The sequence below is a fragment of the Salegentibacter sp. 24 genome, assembly GCF_004362395.1.
GTDB lineage: Bacteria > Bacteroidota > Bacteroidia > Flavobacteriales > Flavobacteriaceae > Salegentibacter.
In genome coordinates, this window is sequence record NZ_SNWE01000011.1 from 55,809 (window position 1) to 77,063 (window position 21,255).

General features: G+C 40.0%; 19 protein-coding genes. All 19 read right to left on the reverse strand.

Annotated features, from left to right (window positions below):
• A complete protein-coding gene (proC, locus tag DET49_RS09490; protein ID WP_133547864.1) occupies positions 1 to 795 on the reverse strand; it encodes a pyrroline-5-carboxylate reductase in 795 nt (264 codons plus the stop codon).
• 66 nt (positions 796 to 861) lie between these two features.
• Positions 862 to 1,824 carry an N-acetyl-gamma-glutamyl-phosphate reductase gene (argC, locus tag DET49_RS09495; RefSeq protein ID WP_133547865.1) on the reverse strand — a complete coding sequence of 321 codons (963 nt, stop codon included), beginning with the start codon at positions 1,822 to 1,824 and terminating at the stop codon, positions 862 to 864.
• Positions 1,821 to 3,008 carry an argininosuccinate synthase gene (locus DET49_RS09500; protein WP_133547866.1) on the reverse strand — a complete coding sequence of 396 codons (1,188 nt, stop codon included), beginning with the start codon at positions 3,006 to 3,008 and terminating at the stop codon, positions 1,821 to 1,823. Before DET49_RS09500 ends, argC begins: the two co-directional genes overlap by 4 nt.
• Positions 3,009 to 3,098: 90 nt before the next feature.
• On the reverse strand, positions 3,099 to 3,734 hold the full coding sequence (locus tag DET49_RS09505) for a GNAT family N-acetyltransferase (RefSeq protein WP_133547867.1): 636 nt from the start codon (positions 3,732 to 3,734) through the stop codon (positions 3,099 to 3,101).
• A gap of 331 nt (positions 3,735 to 4,065) precedes the next feature.
• Positions 4,066 to 5,340 (reverse strand): threonine ammonia-lyase IlvA, encoded by a 1,275-nt coding sequence (gene ilvA / locus DET49_RS09510; RefSeq protein WP_133547868.1) that lies wholly within the window; start codon positions 5,338 to 5,340, stop codon positions 4,066 to 4,068.
• 2 nt (positions 5,341 to 5,342) lie between these two features.
• On the reverse strand, positions 5,343 to 6,818 hold the full coding sequence (gene ilvC / locus DET49_RS09515; RefSeq protein WP_133547869.1) for a ketol-acid reductoisomerase: 1,476 nt from the start codon (positions 6,816 to 6,818) through the stop codon (positions 5,343 to 5,345).
• Between the two features lie 9 nt (positions 6,819 to 6,827).
• The gene (gene ilvN / locus DET49_RS09520) at positions 6,828 to 7,358 is read right to left on the reverse strand and encodes an acetolactate synthase small subunit (protein ID WP_208109631.1); all 531 of its coding nucleotides are present in this window, start codon (positions 7,356 to 7,358) and stop codon (positions 6,828 to 6,830) included.
• The gene (gene ilvB / locus DET49_RS09525; RefSeq protein WP_133547871.1) at positions 7,358 to 9,091 is read right to left on the reverse strand and encodes a biosynthetic-type acetolactate synthase large subunit; all 1,734 of its coding nucleotides are present in this window, start codon (positions 9,089 to 9,091) and stop codon (positions 7,358 to 7,360) included. Before ilvB ends, ilvN begins: the two co-directional genes overlap by 1 nt.
• Before the next feature lie 11 nt (positions 9,092 to 9,102).
• Positions 9,103 to 10,776: a dihydroxy-acid dehydratase gene (gene ilvD, locus DET49_RS09530; RefSeq protein WP_133547872.1), complete on the reverse strand. Its 1,674-nt coding sequence runs from the start codon at positions 10,774 to 10,776 to the stop codon at positions 9,103 to 9,105.
• Positions 10,777 to 11,347: 571 nt separating this feature from the next.
• Entirely contained in the window at positions 11,348 to 12,874 is a 1,527-nt protein-coding gene (locus DET49_RS09535) for a bifunctional GNAT family N-acetyltransferase/carbon-nitrogen hydrolase family protein (RefSeq protein WP_410527959.1), read from the reverse strand.
• Positions 12,875 to 13,121: 247 nt separating this feature from the next.
• A complete protein-coding gene (locus tag DET49_RS09540) occupies positions 13,122 to 13,754 on the reverse strand; it encodes a response regulator transcription factor (protein ID WP_133547874.1) in 633 nt (210 codons plus the stop codon).
• Positions 13,747 to 14,535: a sensor histidine kinase gene (locus DET49_RS09545; RefSeq protein WP_133547875.1), complete on the reverse strand. Its 789-nt coding sequence runs from the start codon at positions 14,533 to 14,535 to the stop codon at positions 13,747 to 13,749. Before DET49_RS09545 ends, DET49_RS09540 begins: the two co-directional genes overlap by 8 nt.
• Complete coding sequence (locus DET49_RS09550; RefSeq protein WP_133547876.1) at positions 14,525 to 15,241, reverse strand: hypothetical protein; 717 nt, start codon at positions 15,239 to 15,241, stop codon at positions 14,525 to 14,527. Before DET49_RS09550 ends, DET49_RS09545 begins: the two co-directional genes overlap by 11 nt.
• Positions 15,241 to 15,627, reverse strand: a complete 387-nt coding sequence (locus DET49_RS09555) for a hypothetical protein (protein ID WP_133547877.1) — start codon at positions 15,625 to 15,627, stop codon at positions 15,241 to 15,243. The genes DET49_RS09550 and DET49_RS09555 overlap by 1 nt, the downstream gene beginning before the upstream one ends.
• A gap of 624 nt (positions 15,628 to 16,251) precedes the next feature.
• On the reverse strand, positions 16,252 to 17,109 hold the full coding sequence (locus DET49_RS09560; RefSeq protein WP_133547878.1) for a biotin-dependent carboxyltransferase family protein: 858 nt from the start codon (positions 17,107 to 17,109) through the stop codon (positions 16,252 to 16,254).
• On the reverse strand, positions 17,099 to 17,830 hold the full coding sequence (gene pxpB, locus DET49_RS09565; protein ID WP_133547879.1) for a 5-oxoprolinase subunit PxpB: 732 nt from the start codon (positions 17,828 to 17,830) through the stop codon (positions 17,099 to 17,101). The genes DET49_RS09560 and pxpB overlap by 11 nt, the downstream gene beginning before the upstream one ends.
• Positions 17,827 to 18,567: a 5-oxoprolinase subunit PxpA gene (gene pxpA, locus DET49_RS09570; protein WP_133547880.1), complete on the reverse strand. Its 741-nt coding sequence runs from the start codon at positions 18,565 to 18,567 to the stop codon at positions 17,827 to 17,829. Before pxpA ends, pxpB begins: the two co-directional genes overlap by 4 nt.
• 118 nt (positions 18,568 to 18,685) lie before the next feature.
• Positions 18,686 to 19,909, reverse strand: a complete 1,224-nt coding sequence (locus DET49_RS09575) for an Nramp family divalent metal transporter (protein WP_133547881.1) — start codon at positions 19,907 to 19,909, stop codon at positions 18,686 to 18,688.
• Positions 19,906 to 21,057, reverse strand: a complete 1,152-nt coding sequence (locus DET49_RS09580) for a DUF2891 domain-containing protein (protein WP_133547882.1) — start codon at positions 21,055 to 21,057, stop codon at positions 19,906 to 19,908. Before DET49_RS09580 ends, DET49_RS09575 begins: the two co-directional genes overlap by 4 nt.
• Between the last annotated feature and the right edge of the window lie 198 nt (positions 21,058 to 21,255).

The following is a 21,255-nucleotide window of genomic DNA, read 5'->3' on the forward strand; positions in this document are numbered from 1 at the left end:
TTAATCAGTTGTTATGGTGTTTATTTTTTTAAAGGAAGCCTGGATACCTTTTATAAGCGAAGAACTCAACCCGTTGTGTTCCATTTCATTAAGGCCTTCTATGGTGCAACCACGCGGGGTGGTTACCTTATCGATTTCTTCTTCCGGGTGCTTCCCGGATTCTATAAGCAAACTGGAAGCTCCCAAACAGGTTTGCATCGCCAGCTGCTGCGCGTCTTTGGCATCAAAACCAAGTTGTACCGCGCCTTGAGTAGTGGCACGTATGAGTCGCATCCAAAAAGCAACTCCACTGGCACAGATTACTGTTGCAGCCTGCATTTTATTTTCTGCAATAATGATACTGGTCCCTAAACGATTGAAGATAGCCTCGGCAATTGCGATACGTTTCTTACCATTTTCATTGCTACATAGACAGGTCATGGATTTCCCAACGGCGATAGCCGTGTTGGGCATGGAACGAACAATAAACCGTTGCTCCCCGACTATGGCTTCAATTGCAGCTATCTTGAAACCAGTAATAGTGGAAATAAGTACGTGCTTTTCGTGAAGCTCATCTTTTATTTCCTCCAGAATCCGTTCCATTTGCGTGGGTTGCACCGCGAAAATAAGGATATCGGAATTTTGCACCGCTTCCCGGTTATCGCTGGTGACTTTAACCTTAGCGTATTCTTCATAATCCTGAATGTCTTCAGTTTTCCTCTTGGTTAGGTATAAGGTGGTAAAAGCATTGGTTACAATTAGTCCTTTTGCAATAGAAAGTCCCAGGTTTCCAGCTCCGATAATGGCTATTTTCATCTTTAAGATTTTATTTTTTTACTTTATCTACTTATCTAATCTCTCCAAAGGAATTTAATTTTTCCTTTAAAAATAACTGGCTTTGAGTTTCAGACCAGCAGTTTCCTCAAAACCAAAGATCAAATTCATATTTTGAACGGCTTGTCCGGAAGCGCCTTTTAGCAAATTATCGATCACACTGGTTATAAGTAATTTATTGCCGAATTTTTGTAATCTCAAAAGACATTTATTGGTATTCACTACTTGTTTCAAATGCAATTCCTCCTCCCTGAGAAAAGTAAAAACTGAATCTTTATAGGCTTCAGAATATATTTTCCTGGCTTGTTCTAAACTACCTGTAAATTTAGTATATGCTGTAGCGTGAATTCCTCTGGAAAAATTTCCCCGGTTCGGAATAAAATTTATTTCCGGCAGATGACCAGGCTGAAGGATTTTCAAGCTCTGTCCAATTTCATTTAAATGCTGATGTTCAAAAGCTTTATAACTGGAAAAATTATTATCCCTCCAGCTAAAATGAGTTGTAGCTGAAAGAGAGGTTCCTGCACCTGTTGCTCCGGTCACCGCGTTTATATGTAAATCATCCAGAAACAAGCCGGCATTAGCAAGTGGCAGTATAGCCAGACTAATTGCTGTAGCGAAGCATCCCGGGTTAGCTATAAAACTAGCTTTTTTGATCTTATCCCTATTGAACTCTGGCAAACCATACACAAATGAGTGTTCTCCACTCATTCTATAATCAGTACTTAAATCAATGATTTTTGTTTTTTCTGAGAACGTATTTCCCGCAAGGAATTTCACCGAATTACCATGCCCAAGACACAGAAAAACGACGTTTACATTTTTATTAATATCACCGCTAAACTGAAGCTCAGTTTCCCCCAGCAAATCCTGATGTACTCCCGCCACCAGTTTCCCGGGCTGGGAGGTACTATATACAAAATCCAACTCTACCTCGGGATGGTGCATTAAAATCCTGATAAGTTCTCCGGCAGTATAACCGGCACCTCCAATTATTCCTGCTGTAATCATTCTCCTGTTTTTACGTGTTGATATATCTTACCGGCATTCGACAGAATTTTGATGAATCCCTTAGCATCATCGGCAGTCCAGGCTTTATTCTCTTCCCCGTAATTTCCGAAGCTGGAATTCATTAAATCGTTTTTAGATTTAATTCCATCTAATGTAAAACGGTAAGGATGCAGGCTTACAAAAACCTCCCCGCTAACCTGCTGCTGTGAACTATCAAGAAAAGCTTCCAAATCCCGCATTACAGGTTCCAGATACTGACCTTCGTGTAAATGAGTACCATACCAGTTAGCAAGGTAATCCTTGTGCTGTAATTGCCATTTGCTAAGGGTATGTTTCTCAAGCAAATGATGCGCTTTAATGATAATTAGCGCCGAGGCGGCTTCAAAACCAACCCTACCTTTTATACCAATAATGGTATCCCCTACGTGTATATCACGACCTATGGCAAATTTGGAAGCGATTTTCTCGAGGATTTCAATATTTTTTTCCGGTGAATTTTTCTCCCCATTTACTGCGGAAAGTTCCCCCTTAGTAAAGGTCAAACTGATCTGTTTTGCTTCTTTCTCCTTTAGTTGGGAAGGGTAAGCAGAATCTGGTAAAGGTTTCTCCGAAGTCAGGGTTTCTGCTCCCCCCACACTGGTCCCCCAGAGGCCCTTGTTCACAGAATATTTTGATTTTTCCCAATTCATTTCCACCCCATTTTGTTTTAAATATTCAATCTCTTCCTGACGACTGAGTTGTTTATCCCTTATGGGGGTGATAATTTTAATTCCAGGTGCCATTATTTGAAAGATCATATCAAAACGAACCTGGTCGTTTCCGGCTCCCGTGCTACCATGAGCGATATACTTAGCATCGATCTTTTTGGCATAATTTACAATTTCGATAGCCTGTACTATCCTTTCTGCACTTACTGAAAGCGGATAGGTATTGTTCTTCAAGACATTTCCGAAGATCAAATATTTAACGACTTTCTGGTAAAATGAAGAAACCGCATCAATATTTTTATAGGACTTGGCACCAATTCTTTTAGCGTTTTCGCCAATTTTTTTCACTTCTTCTTTTGAAAAACCACCGGTATTGACACTCACCGCATGGACTTCAAAATTTTCTTCTTTAGATAAATATTTTGCGCAGTAAGAAGTGTCCAAACCTCCACTGTATGCTATAACTACTTTTTTCATTTTACTGATTTTCGATTTTAACCTCCCTCCTGAACTTTATGTATCGGAAACTGAAAAAGCTGACGCAGGTTCAGCCTTGAGATCAATTTGTTAACTTTCGTTTTTCTCTTTTTTATAAAACAAGGTCTGTTTAATATTCTTCAACCTTTTAAAAGCTTTTTCATTTAAGCTTTCTTTTTTAGTTCCTTTTTGTAATTCTTTTTTTCTTTCAGGATCGTACATCATTCCCGTGCACAGGCACATTTTACGTTCTGTCCTGGTTAGGATATCGTAATTTTTACATGTTTGGCAGCCTTTCCAAAATGCTTCATCATCGGTAAGTTCGGAAAAGGTTACGGGTTGATAGCCCAGCTCATAATTTATTTTCATAACAGCCAAACCTGTAGTAATTCCAAAAATTTTTGCATTTGGATACATCTTTCTTGAATGACTAAAAATCACCTCTTTAATATCCTTGGCAAGCCCCTGATTCCTGAAATCCGGGTGCACGATAAGGCCTGAATTTGCCACGTACCTTTCGTGGCTCCAGGTTTCGATATAACAAAAGCCGGCAAATATTTCACCTTCAAGTGCAATAACCGCATTGCCCTTTTCCATTTTTCCAATGATATATTCCGGAGTTCTGCGAGCAATGCCCGTGCCTCGAACCTTTGCAGATTCTTCTATATTTTTACAAATAATCTCCGCGTACCCGGCGTGAGATTTATTAGCAATGATAATCTTCATTTGCTAAGGGTTTAGTGAGAAAATAAATTTGATTTGTTCTTTTTGAAAGGGGAACCGGACTCACCTAAGTTCCATTAAATTATACACGCACCAAGGTGCGACGCGGAAAGCGACGGCGAATGGGTGTAATTTCAGAAGTGATTCTGAAATTTAAATTGGACGGTATATTTTGTGGATCTCTCAAGTTGTAATTAAAATCAAATAATATTAAAAAATAGTACATTTTACCTCTGCCTGCTAGGGCGCAGGAAGAAGCGAAAAAATGGGGATATTATTTGTTTCATTGAAAGCATATTGTAAATGTACATAATTATTTTAACCAACAAAATATTTATACTAAATATTGAAACAAATTAGGCTTATCGTTGAGATATTCCCCATAAAAATTCTTCGCTTTCATCCTGGCTACCAGTGGTTCAAAATCCGCAGGATCGTTTAGCTCTATTCCAACAACCGCGGGGGCATTTTCCCGATGATGTTTTTTTGAGTATTCAAAATGTGTAATATCATCCTTGGGGCCCAGAACTTTTTCAAGAAAATCTTTTAAAGCTCCTGCTCGCTGGGGGAAACTAATTACAAAATAATGCTTTAGACCGGCATATAACAAAGCCCTTTCCTTTATCTCTGCAGTTCGGGTAATATCGTTATTGCTTCCGCTAACGATGCAGACCACATTTTTCCCCTTGATTTCTTCTGCAAAAAAATCAAGCGCGCTTATAGCCATGGCCCCGGCTGGTTCTACAACAATTGCATCCTGGTTATAAAGGTCCAGGATACTTTGACAAATCTTCCCCTCGGGAACCGTAATCATTTTATCAAGATTTTCTTTGCAAATTTCAAAATTTCGGCTCCCTACTTTTTGCACTGCGGCACCATCTACAAAACGTTCTATTGATTTTAATTCTACCAGTTTTCCTTCTTTTAAAGAAGAGGTCATAGAAGGTGCGCCCTCTGGTTCTACACCGATAATTTTGGTATGAGGGGAAAGTTCTTTAAACATAGAAGACAAACCAGCTAGTAGGCCTCCCCCGCCAAGAGGTGCAAATACATAATCAATAGGTTCGGTGGCCTGTTCCAAAATTTCCAGCCCAATAGTGGCCTGGCCTTCAATTACTTTCTCATCGTCAAAAGGATGGATAAATACCAAACCGAATTTGTCGGCATGTATCATCGAACTTTTAAAGGAATCATCAAAGGTATCTCCTTTTAAAACCACCTCAACCCACTCCCCGCCAAACATCTTGGTTTGCTCCACTTTTTGTCTAGGGGTGGTAATAGGCATGTAGATGACGCCCTTTACCTGCAGTTTATTACAGGCAAAGGCTACACCCTGCGCGTGATTTCCGGCACTGGCACAAATAACTCCCTTATTCAGCTGATCCTGAGGCAGGCTTGAAATCTTATTGTAGGCTCCCCGAATCTTATAGGAGCGCACCTGCTGCAGATCTTCTCTTTTCAACATTACATTTGCTGAAAATTTCTTGCTATACGTAAAAGATTGCATAAGTGGGGTTTTAACCACCACTTTGGAAATACGCTCGGCCGCTTCTTTTACAGCTTTCAATTGGGGTTTATATATTTTTTTATCTGCCAGCAAAGTATCCATTTTTATTCCTGTATTTTTTTCATTGCAGTCATTGCTTTTCGTAGCCTTCCTCCTACTTTTTCCACCTGGTGTTGCCTGATGTCATCGTTCACTGCTATTAACTGCTGATTATCCACTCCTGTATAATCCGTTCCAAAAGAATGTCCTACAACCTCTTTGGGTAAGCTGTTTACATAATCTTTAATAAGCGGTTTTGCGGAATGGTCAAATAAATAACAACCGTATTCTGCCGTATCAGAGATAATCCGGTTCATCTCAAATAATTTCTTCCTGGCAATGGTATTTGCAATCAGTGGAGTTTCGTGCAGGGATTCATAATACGCTGAATCCGCAACGATTCCGGCTTCCACCATCGTTTCAAAAGCCAGTTCTACGCCGGATTTCACAAAAGCTACAAGCAATACACCTTTATCAAAATACTCCTGTTCTTTGATCTTTTCAGAGGTGGCCTCAGATTTCTCAAAAGCGGTTTCTCCGGTTGCCGCCCGCCATTCCAGCAATTCTTTATCGCCATTTTCCCAGTCTTTCATCATTCTACTACTAAAAGCACCGGAAATAATATCATCCATATGTTTCTGAAAAAGCGGTCGCATCAGTTGCTTTAATTCCTTGGAAATCTCCTCGGCTTTAATCTTAGCCGGATTTGAAAGCCTATCCATCATATTGGTAATACCGCCATGCTTTAATGCCTCGGTAATGGTTTCCCATCCATATTGAATAAGTTTTGAAGCATACGAAGGCTCCACTCCTTCAGCAACCATTTTATCATAGCTAAGGATAGAGCCGGTTTGCAGCAATCCACATAGGATAGTTTGTTCTCCCATCAAATCAGATTTTACCTCAGCCACAAACGAAGAGGCTAAAACTCCGGCCTTATCGCCACCTGTGGCAACGGCATAGGCCTTGGCCCATTCAAAACCAATTCCCAGGGGGTCATTTTCCGGATGTACAGCAATTAAAGTAGGTACTCCAAAACCTCTTTTATATTCTTCTCTTACTTCACTTCCAGGACATTTTGGTGCCACCATTATTACGGTAATATCCTCGCGTATTTTCATACCTTCTTCCACGATATTGAATCCGTGGGAATAAGATAGCACGGCGTCTTTTTTGATATGAGGCTGAATTGCCTTTATTACCGAAGTATGTTGTTTATCAGGTGTCAGGTTAATAACCAAATCAGCGGTAGGGATCAGTTCCTTATAGGTCCCAACCTTAAAATTATTTTCTGTAGCGTTTTTATAAGACTGTCTTTTTTCTTTAATAGCTCCTTCGCGAAGGGCGTAAGAAATATCCAGCCCGCTATCGCGCATATTTAAACCCTGGTTAAGGCCTTGTGCACCACAGCCCACAATCACTATTTTTTTCCCTTTTAAAGCAGCCACTCCGTCGCTGAATTCATCACTACCCATAAACCTGCAGGTTCCCAGCTGGGCTAATTGTTCACGTAAAGAAAGGCTGTTAAAATAATTCGTCATCACTTTTATTTAATTGGTTGTATCAAATTTTTCTAAAATTTTCGAGATTGGCATTTCATTCTTCGTTACAGCAATAGTACCCGAACGAACGAACTGCATCAATCCATAAGGCTTTAATTTTTCATAAAGACTATCGGTTTCGTGGCGTTTCCCGGTTTTTTCAATTACAAAAAACTTGGGAGTAACCGTCACGATACGCGCATTGGATTCCTTTATAAAATCCTGGATATTGAGATCTTCCACGAAATCTGCCGAATTTATCTTATAAAGCGCGGTTTCCTGGTAGATCATTTCATCGTCCGTATGATAAAAAGCTTTAATGACCTCAATTTGCTTTTCTATTTGGCCAGCGATCTTTTTAACCTGGTCTTCGGTCACCTGCACCACTATTGTAAACCGCATCACCTCGTTTACCTCACTTCTGGAAGCGGTAATACTCTCAATATTGATGTGCCTTTTCTGAAAAATAGCCGCGATCCGGCTCAAAAGGCCTATGTTGTTTTCGGTATAAACCGAAACTGTAAAATCTTTCTTTTCCATTACTCTAATCTTATATCAGAAACTGAAGCCCCGGTAGGAACCATAGGGAATACATTTTCTTCCTGTTCAACTTTTACCTCAAGAAAATAGGCTTCCTTGGATTCCATCATTTCCGTAACGGCCTCTTTTAAATCCTCACGTTTACTTACCTGTTTGGCTTTAATATGATATCCTTTGGCAATAGTTATAAAATCAGGATTCATCATTTCGGTAGAAGCATAACGTTTCTCGAAAAACAATTGCTGCCACTGGCGTACCATCCCCAGAAAATCGTTATTTAAAACAACAATTTTAACCGGTACCTTAGTCTGAAATATAGTGCCCAGTTCCTGTATGGTCATTTGGTAACCGCCGTCTCCAATTATTGCCACAACATCCCGCTCTGGCGCGCCCATTTTAGCTCCAATTGCTGCCGGTAGCGCAAAACCCATGGTTCCCAAACCTCCGGAAGTCACATTACTTCGGGTTTGGTTAAACTTTGAATAGCGGCAGGCGACCATTTGATGCTGTCCCACATCGGACACTATTACGGCATCACCTTTGGAGCATTTATTAATTTCATCAATAACTTCAGCCATTCCGATCTTTCCGCGCTCAGCATTTAGATCATTTTTAATGATTTTATCAAATTCAATTTTATAGTGATCTTTGAATTTTTGATGCCAGGCTTCGTGCTTATTGGGTTTTAAAAGGTCTAAAAGCACTTTAAGGGTTTCATTTACATTACCCAGAACCGGAATATCAGCATGTACATTTTTATTGATCTCTGCGGGGTCTATCTCAAAATGGATCACTTTTGCCTGCTTAGCATATTTCTCCAAATTCCCGGTTACCCGGTCATCAAAGCGCATTCCAATTGCGATCAATACATCGCACTCGTTGGTGAGCACATTAGGACCATAATTCCCGTGCATTCCTACCATTCCCACATTTAGCGGATGATCTGTGGGCATAGCAGAAAGCCCTAAAATGGTCCAGGCAGCAGGGATCCCTGATTTCTCTACTACTTGTTTAAAAAGTTCTTCGGCACCGCCTAAAATCACACCCTGACCAAAAACAATCATTGGTTTTTTGGCGTTATTCATGGCTTGTGCAGCTCTTTCTACCTCAATTAAATTAATTTCAGGCTTAGGTTTATAACTTCTAATGCCTGAGCATTTTTTATACGAAAAATCAAGGCTTGCGAACTGTGCATCCTTGGTAATATCAATCAATACAGGTCCAGGTCTTCCTGAGCGCGCAATAAAAAATGCTTTTGCCAGAATCTCTGGAATTTCTTCGGCTTTGGTAATCTGATAATTCCACTTGGTTATTGGGGTTGAAATCCCAATGATATCCGTTTCCTGGAAAGCATCGCTTCCAAGTAAATGCGAGCCTACCTGCCCGGTAATGCACACCAGTGGTGTAGAATCGATTTGCGCATCGGCAATTCCTGTAACCAAGTTTGTCGCCCCGGGTCCCGAGGTAGCAAGGGCTACTCCTACTTTTCCGCTAACTCTGGCATAACCCTGTGCAGCATGGGAAGCGCCTTGTTCGTGGCGCGTAAGGACGTGGTGAATTTGGTTCTGATATTTGTACAATTCATCGTAAACGGGCATAATTGCTCCCCCGGGATAACCGTAAAGCGTATCCACCCCTTCTTCCAACAAACATTTTATCACGGCTTCAGCACCGGAAACCGTGGTTTGTTTTGAAGAAGATACTTTTTCGAAACTAGCTGTTTTCACTTCCATAATTCACCTTATTAAAATTCGTCGGTTACACAACCCTGTGAGGCCGAAGAAACCGTTCTTGCATATTTGTAAAGCACTCCCTTGTTGAATTTTAAAGCGGGGGCTTTCCAGTTTTCTTTTCTTTTTCTTATCTCTTCTGCTGAAAGACTGGCTTCAATCTTATTGGTTTCAGCATTGATGGTAATCTTGTCACCATCTTTTAGAAAAGCGAGTAAACCGCCTTCCTGGGCTTCCGGGGTGATGTGCCCGACGACAAAACCGTGGGTTCCACCGGAAAATCTACCGTCTGTTATTAAAGCTACATCTTTACCGAGTTTGGCGCCCATTATGGCCGAAGTAGGTTTGAGCATTTCCGGCATTCCCGGACCGCCTTTTGGGCCCTCGTACCGAATGACGACGACATCGCCCTTTTTTACTTTTCCTTCTGAAATACCATCATTAGCTTCATATTCACTATTAAAGACTTTGGCAGTTCCGGTAAACTGCAAACCTTCTTTTCCGGTAATTTTTGCTACCGATCCACCTTCAGCAAGATTTCCGTAGAGAATCCTGATATGCCCGGTTTTCTTGATCGGGTTATCCAAAGGCCTGAATACATCCTGTCCTTCCTCCATATCGGGAACATCAGCAAGGTTTTCAGCTAATGTTTTCCCGGTGACAGTAAGACAATCCCCGTGAAGCATATCGTTTTTCAACATATATTTTAAAACCGCAGGAATGCCGCCAATCCTATGTACATCTTCCATCGCATACTTGCCACTTGGTTTTAGATCGGCCAAAAAGGGTGTACTATCGCATATTTTTTCAAAATCTGCCAGATCAAAATCAACCTCAGCCGATTTCGCTATGGCCAAAAAGTGCAGTACCGCGTTGGTAGAACCTCCTAAGACGGTCAATAATCGAATCGCATTTTCCAGCGATTTACGATTTACTATATCGCGTGGCTTAATATCTTTTTCAATTAGTAAACGTACAGCCTTTCCGGCTTCTTCGCTCTCGGCTTTCTTTTCTTCACCTACAGCTGGATTTGAAGAATTATATGGCAAAGCCATTCCCAATGCTTCAATAGCTGAGGCCATGGTGTTTGCTGTATACATGCCTCCACAGGCACCTGCCCCAGGACAGGCTTTTTCAATAATGCTTTCGTATTCCTCTTTTTCAATATCGCCGGCAGTCTTAGCACCCCAGGCTTCAAAAGCGGAAACCACGTCCAGTTTTTTCCCATTGTGACAACCCGAAGCGATGGTTCCACCGTAGACTAAAATCGCAGGTCGGTTAATTCTGAGCATCGCCATAAGGGCTCCGGGCATATTTTTATCACATCCCACCACAGTGATCAGCGCATCATAAGACATCGCATGAATCACGGTTTCCATTGAATCGGCTATAATATCACGGGACGGCAAGGAATACCGCATTCCAGGGGTTCCCATAGAAATCCCATCACTCACCCCAATGGTATTAAAAATCAAACCGACAAGATCATTCTCATTGGCGCCCTTTTTAACCAATTTGGCCAAATCGTTCAGGTGCATATTACAGGGATTACCCTCGTAGCCCGTACTGGCAATCCCAACAAAGGGTTTTTTAAAATCTTCTTTGGTCAGGCCTATGGCATGCAACATGGCCTGTGATGCCGGTTGCGAATCGCTTTGTGTTAAAACTTTACTGAATTTGTTATGCATTACTTATTTCTTCTTCGTGTGTTTTGAAGATTAAAAGTAAGCTGATAAGTTGTCAAGACAGTATTTAAGGAAGTAAGAGCACTACTTTCGGAAGAAAAATAACAGGTTTAACAATCTGAAAAACAATATTTTAGCACTCAATGAATTACGATAGCTGAAAAGCTTATTTTATACAGGAAAATTTAATTCAAAAAAGTCCGAAATTCAACAAAATTAAGGCTTTTGAAGAATTCTTAATTTTTTGAATATTATTTGATATTTTCCATGTTTTAAAGTGAACTTATAAGAATTCCCTAATGTATCCTGGGGATGCTTTCAATTAAAATACTCACCCTGGAATCAGGCAATAATCACTGCAATAAAGCAGCAACTTATAGCCAACTAAAAACTACAATGAAACCTGCGAAAAGGATTTACTGCTTACCGGTGAGGTGCAATTTAAGAAAGTTGAAGGGCTTAGCTTGATCCTTTGTTACTCCAAAGCTAGCTATATTCTGCTTATAATCTCGCCCTCATACATGATATTTAATACGAAATACGTTGAGCATACTACCGGTAAGAGCCACCGTATTTATTTTTTCTTCTTTAAAGAATATAAGTCCTTTCTTCTGTCCTTCATATTACGTACACTTCCAAATGCGTGAAGTTCCTTTAGAAGGTCTAAATCCACATCTACCAATAGCGTACTTTCAGTGTTCGGGGTGGCTTCTGCCTTAATGCCGTTTACAGGGAACGCGAAGTCAGAAGGGGTTAACACCGCACTCTGTGCATACTGGATATCCATATTATTTACCTTCGGTAAATTCCCTACAGAACCAGCAATGGCAACATAACATTCATTTTCTACAGCCCTGGCCTGTGCGCATATTTTAACCCGGGAATAACCGTTTTGGGTATCGGTCATAAAGGGAACAAACAAAATATTCATTCCTTCTTCGGCTAAAATTCGGCCTACTTCAGGAAATTCAACATCATAGCAAATCAGTACCCCTATTTTTCCGCAGTCCGTATCAAAGGTTTGGAGTTTGCTTCCGCCCTTCATTCCCCAGGCCGATTCTTCAGCCGGAGTGATATGTAATTTTTCATAGCGTTCATAACTTCCGTCACGGCGACATAAAAAACCAACATTATACATATGTTCACCAATCACCATCGGCATGCTTCCGGTGATGATATTAATATTGTAATTCACCGCAAATTCCTGGAAGGTTTCCAGCAAACGTTCGGTATAAGTTGAAAGTCCGCGGATAGCTTCAGGCTCTGTTAACTCATTGAATTCTGCCATAAGCGGCGCATTGAACAATTCAGGAAAGAGGATAAAATCACTTTGATAGTCACTTACCGCATCCACGAAAAATTCAATTTGTGATACCAGCGCATCGTAATCCCTAAAAAGTCGCATTTGCCATTGGACCAAACCAAGGCGAACCACGGTTTTGGGGGTATCAATTAATTTGGTGGTTTTGGTGTAGTAAATATTATTCCACTCCATTAACACCGCATACTCCTTACTTTCGGCATCGCCGGGCAAATATCCTTTAATGACTTTTTTTACATGAAAATCATTGGAAAGCTGAAAAGACAATACGGGATCGTGAATTTCCTGCAATTTTACTTTTTCAATATATTTTTTTGGGGTGAGTTCCTTGGAGTAAGTCGCGTAGTTTGGAATTCGTCCCCCAAAAACGATCGATTTTAAATTAAGCTGTTCACAAACTTCCTTTCGTGCTTCGTATAAACGTCTTCCCAGGCGCATTCCACGGTAGTCAGGATGAATAAAAACATCTATTCCGTATAAAATATCTCCGTTCTTTGTATGGGTAGAAAAATTTTCACCCCCAATGATCTCATCGTATGTGTGATCTTCATCAAACTTTTTAGAATCAATAATAATAGAAAGGGCACAGCCAGCAATTTTATTGTCTATAATGATGCAAAACTGGCCTTCGGGAAATTTATTTACCAGGTTTCTAATTTCATCTTTGCTCCAGTATTCCTCTGGCATTTTATGATAACTCTTTATCATAGAAACCTTGAGTTCCTGATAATCTTTAAGTTTTAAATTACGGAGTTCTATTTTTGGCGTTTCGTTCACGATACTATTTATTTAATTCGGCGAAGATACAGTAGAATATTCTGGTTTGAAAATTCCTAACCCGCAAAGAAATCTATCCTTAAATTTGATCTGCTCTTTATTTGTCCAGCTTAGTTATAAGAATAAAAGGAAAAAAAAGATGACTTATCAAGGAATTCCTATGAGAAAACATTAGTTGAATTACCTGTTTGTCAGAATGAAACCACGGGATTTTTCAGTCTGGCACGTTTGAGCAGGGACTAAAATTCCTTTACAATAATAAGATACGGTGCTTGATGGCAAATAACACTAAACCCGTTCGACTTCGTACGTTTAATTTCTGGAATAAACTCTCCCGGTATCCGTCAATGGTTTTTGGACTAAGGTTCATTTCGCTTGCCACTTCCTTGTAGGTCATTTCCGTACAGGCAAGGCCAAGAAATTCTATTTCTCGTTTGGTTAGATTGGTTAATTTATTCTCTCTATTACTGTTCTTTATGGCCTCAGAAACTGCATCGGTATAGAAAAATCCTTCATTAATCACTTCATCCAATGCGAATTTAAATTCGTCCGGATCGATGTCTTTCAATAAATAGCCGCGACACCCGAGTTTTACCATAAAAGTGACGGTTTCCTCATCATCTTCCATGGTCAGGGCAAGCACTTTTTGACCGGGATGGTGTTCCTTAAACCAGGCCATAGTTTCAGGGCCATTCATAATTGGCATTCGAATATCCAGCAATACCAGATCGGGTTTTGGCTGGTTCGTCTTAAACTGGGTGAGAAGTTCCTGGCCATTTTTGTAGATCCCGTAAACCTGGAAGTTATCAAAAGAATTCACCAGGTTCTTTAAAGATTGCGCAAATAAAGTGTGGTCGTCTACAATTGCTACGGTATTATTCATCTTGTTGCCCCTTTAAAGAATAGCGTAAAGATAAAAAAGTTCCAGCATCCTTAGAACTTTCCAGGGCAAACTTTGCCTTTATCAGGGAAGCCCTGCTCTCCATATTAAACAATCCTGAATTCTTCTTTACCCCGGCCATATCAAATCCCCGGCCGTTATCTTTTGCGCTAATAAGGATTTCCTGGGCAGTATAAGCGATAGTAACATGTAATTCTGATGCCTTCGCATGCTTTATCACGTTAGAAAAGAATTCCTGAAGTATTCTGAATAAAATTATACTGTCTTGCTGCGGAATTTCCTCTTTTTCACCGGTAATATCCAGGTGAGTCTTTATCACCCCCATACGCTGAAACCTTGCCAGTTCATTTTCTAATGAAACCAACAAACCGGCATATCCAATCACCTGGTTATTTAAGGATTTTGAAAGCGAGCGCACTTCCTGAAGTGAACTGGCCACGGTTTCTTTAATTTCCAAAACTGAAGTTTTCTCGGTCTCAGGTAGGTTTCTTGAAAAAATATTCAGCTGCATATTAGCGACTGAAAGTAACTGACCAATATTATCGTGCAACTCCCAGCCTACGTTTTTTAAGGTTTGCTCCTGCATTTCTAAACGCGATTGGGAAATTTCCCGCTCAAAGCGCTGTTTAGCCTCAAATTGCTCCTGTAGCATCTTATTTTTTCGCCGTTGATAAACCACAAAAAATACGATCACAAAGGCCGTTAGCAGCAGGATGACTACCACAAAGTAAATAATAAGTAAAATTTCTTCTTTAGAAAGCATTTTTTAAATTCTTAGAAGTTGGTTTTCTCTTGTTGGCCAAGGATAAAAAGGCAATACTATAAGCACTATACATAAATATATTCATTGCGATCATAACCGAACCACTCATCTCCACAAATTCCGGACTTTTATTATTAAAATATTTAAAATAAATAATGATAGGTGTTGTAGTTAAAAAAAACAGCAGTGCTGGAAAGGAAATATAAAAACTAATTTCCCTTTTAATATTTAGAATTTTGGAACTCAGTAAAATTTCAAAGTAATAATAGAAAATAACTCCCAGCAGAAAAAAACTACCCAATAAATAAGTAACTACGGAGTTACTCTGAAGAATTACATCTGAAAATATTAAATTAATAATGCAAATTATCACATATAATAATAAAGCTTTATCAATAAATTTTCTTGTTTTATTATTTGAAATATTCCATTTAAAATAATGTATATAAGCAACAAAACTTATAACCAGATAAGGGTTATGGAGCCAAAAGTTTTGATACCAAAAGGTTCCCTTAAGGTAATGTAGCGGTTCATTCCAATAGATTATTGTTGGAATTGTTCCTATGATTTCAATAAAGTATGTTAGTAGTAAAAAATAAGCAAAAAAGCCGACCGCTTTATCGGTCGGCTTTTTCTTATAATAATAAAGGCCTGAGATTGCCGCAAAACCTTCGAGCAAAATTACCAGAAAGATAAAAATTTGCATTAGTAATTATTTGGAGGCCGACCTGAAGTTATAATATTCATTGGCTCAATTTCATAATTATTAGGATCAGAATCATCCTCGGCAGTTTCTGTATCTCCCGCAGCTTCTTTGGTAGGTGAGAGAAACATGGTAGTATAACTTTTTTTCTCCTTAGTTTTAGGATAAGCCCCTAAATAAAACCTAATTCCCGGTTTCTCCACCCCCTGCTCCTTAGATTTCTCCCTAACATAATCCAGGTATTCCTGTAATTCCTCTACACTGTACCAGAATTCACGGGTATCTTCATAACCCTCGGCTTCCCTGATGTCTTTTCCGCGGGTTCTTACCCATTCGTCCTGTTCCTTGCGCGCCTCTTCAACGCTAATACATTTTTTTGGTTTTTTCATGTGTTCTAGTTGGTTGATTAAAACTTAAAAAATTGTTAAGGTAAATTTAGCAGAAATATTCATTATTACCAAGCTTTGCCTAGTAGTTCTCTTTAATGAGGAATTTGGTATTGGAGTGGTATATTATATTAGGAAGCAGCCTTTAAAGAAAATCTATTAGGATCTTCTTTAAAGGCTATCCCCTGATAACAACGGCATCTGTGGAATGGCCAGCCTTAAAATGAGGCTATGGGATTATTATTTTACATCTTCCCCTTCCAGACTCTACTAGCTCAGTTTTACAAGTACTAAAACTTCCCGGATGCTTCTGAATTCCCTGCTGAAACTGGATTAATTCGTTAATACGGAAAAAGTCTTTGGTTAAAAAAAGCAAAGGATGAAAAAGGGGATTTTTCCCCTTGTGGGGGGCCTGCCTGTCTTCTACTTTTGACACAGTCATTTTAGTTAGCTAAAGTGTTTTGGGGCAAAAAAGTGTCGTCAATGGTGAGGAGCCTGATTGGTAGGGTAATCAGGTTTCTCGTAACCGAGACGGCACTTTTTTATTTGGAGAAATCCTTACACCCCAATCCAAAACAAAGAGATTATTCCAGTTGTTACGTACTGGAACGACCCGAAATAGAAAACTTATATTTTAAACAGGAATTTAATCCTGTCTCCCGTCTTCTTTTGCGCCATCATATTAATTCCTCTTTCACTTAGCTGCAACACCCTTGGATAACCACCGGTGGTTTGGCAATCCCTCATTAAAACAATCAGTTTTCCACCAGGAGTGAGTTGCACGGTTCCCGGAAGCACCGGGCCGGTGATAATTGGATCGAGCTGGTTTCCCAAAACTTCAGTTAGCTGGATCGCCATCCTGTTGCTTTTCTGATCAATGCTAAAGCTGCTTTGCCGTAAATGACTTTTTAAGGTTTCAGGAAGCGCTCTGAACTCAGGACCGGGAAAAACTTCAATTTCTTCTGAATTCAAATAGGTCTTATCAAATTTGATCGCGGCATAAGTCTCATACTTTTCGGCTTTAGAAGCTTCGTATGGCAGTTTCATCTTCTTTTCGAGTCGATCGACCTTTGTAAGATCTGCGTACCAGCTTCGACTTCCCAGGACTTTATCAGTCTTAAATCCATTGGCGATGGCCAAATAGGCACGAATACCACATACTGGTTTTCCGAAAGAAAGAATATCGTCCTCACTTATTTTTATCACTGTGTTATTTTCAATTTCCCGGTCGTTTAATTTCGGGGATAGAAAAGCGCCACTGATAGCAATTTTAGTTGCAGCGTTAAATTTAAGTTTAGGTCCCATCTGGGTGATTTCCATCACAGCGGCATCAGCCTGGTTTTGTAGAATAAGGTTGGCAGTCTTTAATGCAATCCTGTCCATAACTCCACTTAAAGGTACTCCATACCTTTGATATCCCCGGCGACCAAAATCCTGAATAGTGGAAAATAACCCAGGTAGTAATACTTCAACTTCAGCCCTCATAATTTTCTTTTTTAAGTTGAAATTTTCCCTTAGAAACCTGTGTTGATATTTCTTTAAATTCCTCCCTGGAAACCGAAAAGAATTTCACTTTATCACCGGCCGAAACTTCACAGGGTGGATCGCTATTTTTATCAAAAAGCGGCACCGGACAATTCCCTAAAATTTGCCAGCCACCGGGACTGGATTTCGGATAGATACCCGTCTGATTTTCCCCTATGCCAACCGCCCCTTTTTCTATCGCTGCACGAGGTTGACTTTTTCGTGAAATTTGCAGGTTTTCATCCAGCCCGCCCAGGTATAAAAATCCAGGTAAAAACCCGATGAAATAAACCGTATAAACCGCTTGAGAATGAAGTTCAATAATTCTTTCTTTTGAGAGCTTTTTCTCCCTGGAAATCAGATCGAGGTCCCATCCAAATTCCTCATCATAACAAACCGGGAGATAAAAAATTTGACGGTTATTAATTTTTCCTATCTTAGCCTTACCAAATAGCTGCTCAAGGGCTGAAATCTCACTATAGAGGTTTTCTATACTGAACATGTAACTAATTAATAACGAGTTATATGTACTTATTACTTCAACATTTACTTCAGCATAAAAATCTTCTATTTTATTTTTATAAAAGAGCAGTTTTTCCAGGAGTTTTTCACTGATCTCTGGCTGAAATTCGATTAGAATTCCTCGCTCCCCCATCGGATTTATTCTTGGAAAATCACTCATTCTGTATTCTTTATTTTAATATTATATTCAGCAAATTTCTGCTTTAGAAATACCAGGATTTCAACCGAATTTGGAGTATCGCTATGCAGGCAAAAAGTATCGGGTTTATAGCTGATAATTTCAGTATTTACACAAGTGATTTTCCCCTTGCCAAACATGGAAAAAACGTGCGCAAAAACCTCTTCTTTTTTAGTGATTAATGCCCTTGGTTTTGACCGGGAAACCAGGCTGAAATCAGGCTCGTAATTTCGGTCTGCAAATCCCTCAAAAAGGATGGGAATTTTTCCATTTGCAAGATTCGAAATAACCGATTTGGGCGGACAAAAAAGAGCAAGATTTTGATCGATTTCAAAAATAGTATCGATGATAATTCCGGCAATTTTTTCATCTTTTGCAGCTTCATTGTAAAGCGCTCCATGAGGTTTCACATGGCTGAGTTGGACCCCTTCCTTCTCCGCCAATTTTTTTAAACTTAAAATTTGCAAAGCGATAGAACGTTTCAAATCTTCGGAAGATATCTCCAATGATTTTCGTCCGAAATTTTCCTTATCAGGATAAGAAGGATGTGCTCCTATTTCGACCCCATGCTCCATAGCCAGTTTAATGGTTTTTCGCATGGTTTCCAGATCACCCGCATGTCCTGCGCAGGCAATATTACAGGCAGAAATATGAGGCATTAATTCAGCATCGAAGGCGCCTCCTTCGCCTAAATCACAATTGATATGGATTTCTTTCATTTTCAATTTAAATACTCATCGGTTATAGCCTACTTTCCAAGGTTGAAAAAAGAAACTCTCCTTCTTATATCAAGTATAGCATTTAACACCTTGGTGAACACACGCTACCGGGATAAGCCTAAAGCCCCTGAACAACACTCAGAATCGATTTGATACCCAAAAACAGGGCGAGTACTATCACTACTATTCCCAGCAGGTTTTGTAATTTAGAATTCCGATGCACTCCTAAAACCGAAGCTTTATTTACTACCCAAAATAAGAAAATCGCAATAACGGGCAATAAGATTCCATTGGCAATTTGTGCAAAACGTATAATTTCAATAGGATTTATTTGAAGCGTGGAGAAGAAAACTCCCAGCATTAGAACGAACCCCCAGACTAGTTTGAATTTTGCAGATTTCATTCCTCCCGGCCAGCCAAAACATCCTTTCACCACATAGGCAGCGGCGAGAGGTGCGGTAATTGAAGAGGTTATCCCCGCTGCTAATAGACCCAGAGACATAAACCAGGTAGCGAATTTTCCAAAAAGCGGCTCAAGGCTTACAGCCATATCTGCTGCAGAATTCACATCGGCCAATCCGGCTGAAGCTGCGCTAATCAGGATGGCCATAGAAACTAACCCGCCCAGTATTATGGAAACCACCAGTTCTTTTCTGGCCATAGCTAAAAAAGAGGCCTCCTTCCACTTCTCACTCACCAACGAAGCGTGTAAAAATAAATTATAAGGGACCACTGTGGTACCCACAATAGCCATTACCGTCAGCAACCCGGCCGCATTACGGCTTGGCAAAAGACCATTTAAAACTTCAAGGATATTGGGTTTGGTAAGGATTGCAGTAAGGATAAAACTGATGCTCATAAGCAGCACAAGGGTAATAAAGAATTTTTCAAGGGTTTTGTAACTTCCGGTAAACAAAAGTATAAAAGCAAAGCCCCCAATACCTATACTCCACAGATTAAGTGTAAAATCACCCATTTGCAGGTTTTGAACTCCAAAAATAGCCTCAGCTCCTAAAACTGCCCCTGTGATATTACCTGCTTGGTAGGCAGCGTTTCCTATAACTATTGCTGAAAAAATAAGGATAATTGCCAGGATATTAAGAACCGGTGTTTTTACTTGCTCCCGGATAACATCGCTTAGGCCCTTTTGAGAGACCACCCCCAACCTGGCCGCCATTTCCTGTAAAATGATACAGGAGAATACGGAAAGTAACAAGGCCCAAAGCAAGCCATAACCGAACTCAACCCCTGCCAGGGTACAAACGGTAACTGTACCCGGGCCAATGAATGCCGCAGATATCAGAATTCCCGGGCCCAGGTTTCTAAGAAAATTTCGCACTATAAATCTTTCGATTCCTGCAAGGCATACAGCGCAAAGCTTCCCAACCAGTGCCCACCTTCATAACTATCTCCCACTAAATTTGGGAAAGAATAAGCTACGTGGCGATCAGCGATTTCCTGTAAATGTGAGAACTTATCAGGAAATTGGTTTATTAGTCCGTAAAAAACCCATGCCCGGCTGAAGTTAAGTCCATCAAGATGCACAAGTTTACCATCGGATCTATCGGACACCTCCCCCACCGCGATATCAAAATCCGGAGATTTTAACTGAGGAAGAAAATCTTCCAGCCACAGGTCAAATGCATTTTTAGGTAAAACACGGCGCATAATATTCACTTCTTCCAAACAGGGTGATAAAAAGTCGAAACCGCTAGGTTCCCAGGCTATAGGACAATTATTATCTTTTAAATAAAAATCTTTTGCCCGTTTTGAAACAAGCTCTTTTAATTCCGTATGATCAGTAGCCAGGGCATAATCGTAAGCGAAACTGAGTGCAAAAGCGGTATTATCGTGCTCGCCAACTCGAATAGGATAATTAAGTTTTGGAAGGAATTCCAGGTATTTTTCAACGATAAGATTCGTTAGGGGTTTTAGATTTTGTTGAAGTTCCTCCGCCAGGGGATCGTTCCAGGTATCAATCTCTTCAGCTAGTTTTAATAGCCATGCCCATCCATAAGTCCGCTCGAACGAACCGCTTTCTTCGCGTTTAAAATAAGCCACTTCACCCTGGATATTTTCAGCGGAAAGAGATTCTTTCAACTTTTCCTTAATTGATTGGGCATTATCCAGATCCGGGAACTGCTTAAGCAAACTCACCAGTGACCAGTGCGCATGTACTGAAGAATGCCAATCGAAACAGCCATAAAAGGCCGGGTGCAATTCTGAGGGTTCCCCCAGGGCTTCTTTATTTTCCAGGGTCTGGCCAAGCTTGTTAGGGTATTCGGTATTGATACAACCAAGTGGAAGCTGGGCTAATTTACTGGCTTCTTCCCGGGTAAAGACGATCTTGTCGCTCCCCAGCAACTCTGCCTCTAGAATACTTTCCTCTTTAATACTGTCGCTTTCCATTTCTGAAACCTCTTCAACTTTTGGATCTCCTTTGCAAGCAAATACAAAAATAGCCATAAGGAGCAATAAACTTTTTTTCATAATAGGTGGTCTTAGTATACAAATCATCTCAGTGCAACCTGCACAGGAAGTACTGGAAAATAAGAACATAAAAATTTAAGCCGTTCCTGATTTTTTCAAGTGAGTAAATATAATTTTAAAAGTTGACATATTTAAACCCCATAAGCTTTCAAAAATATCAAAATTCTCTTAAAAAGTCGAAGATAGTGCCTTACCCCA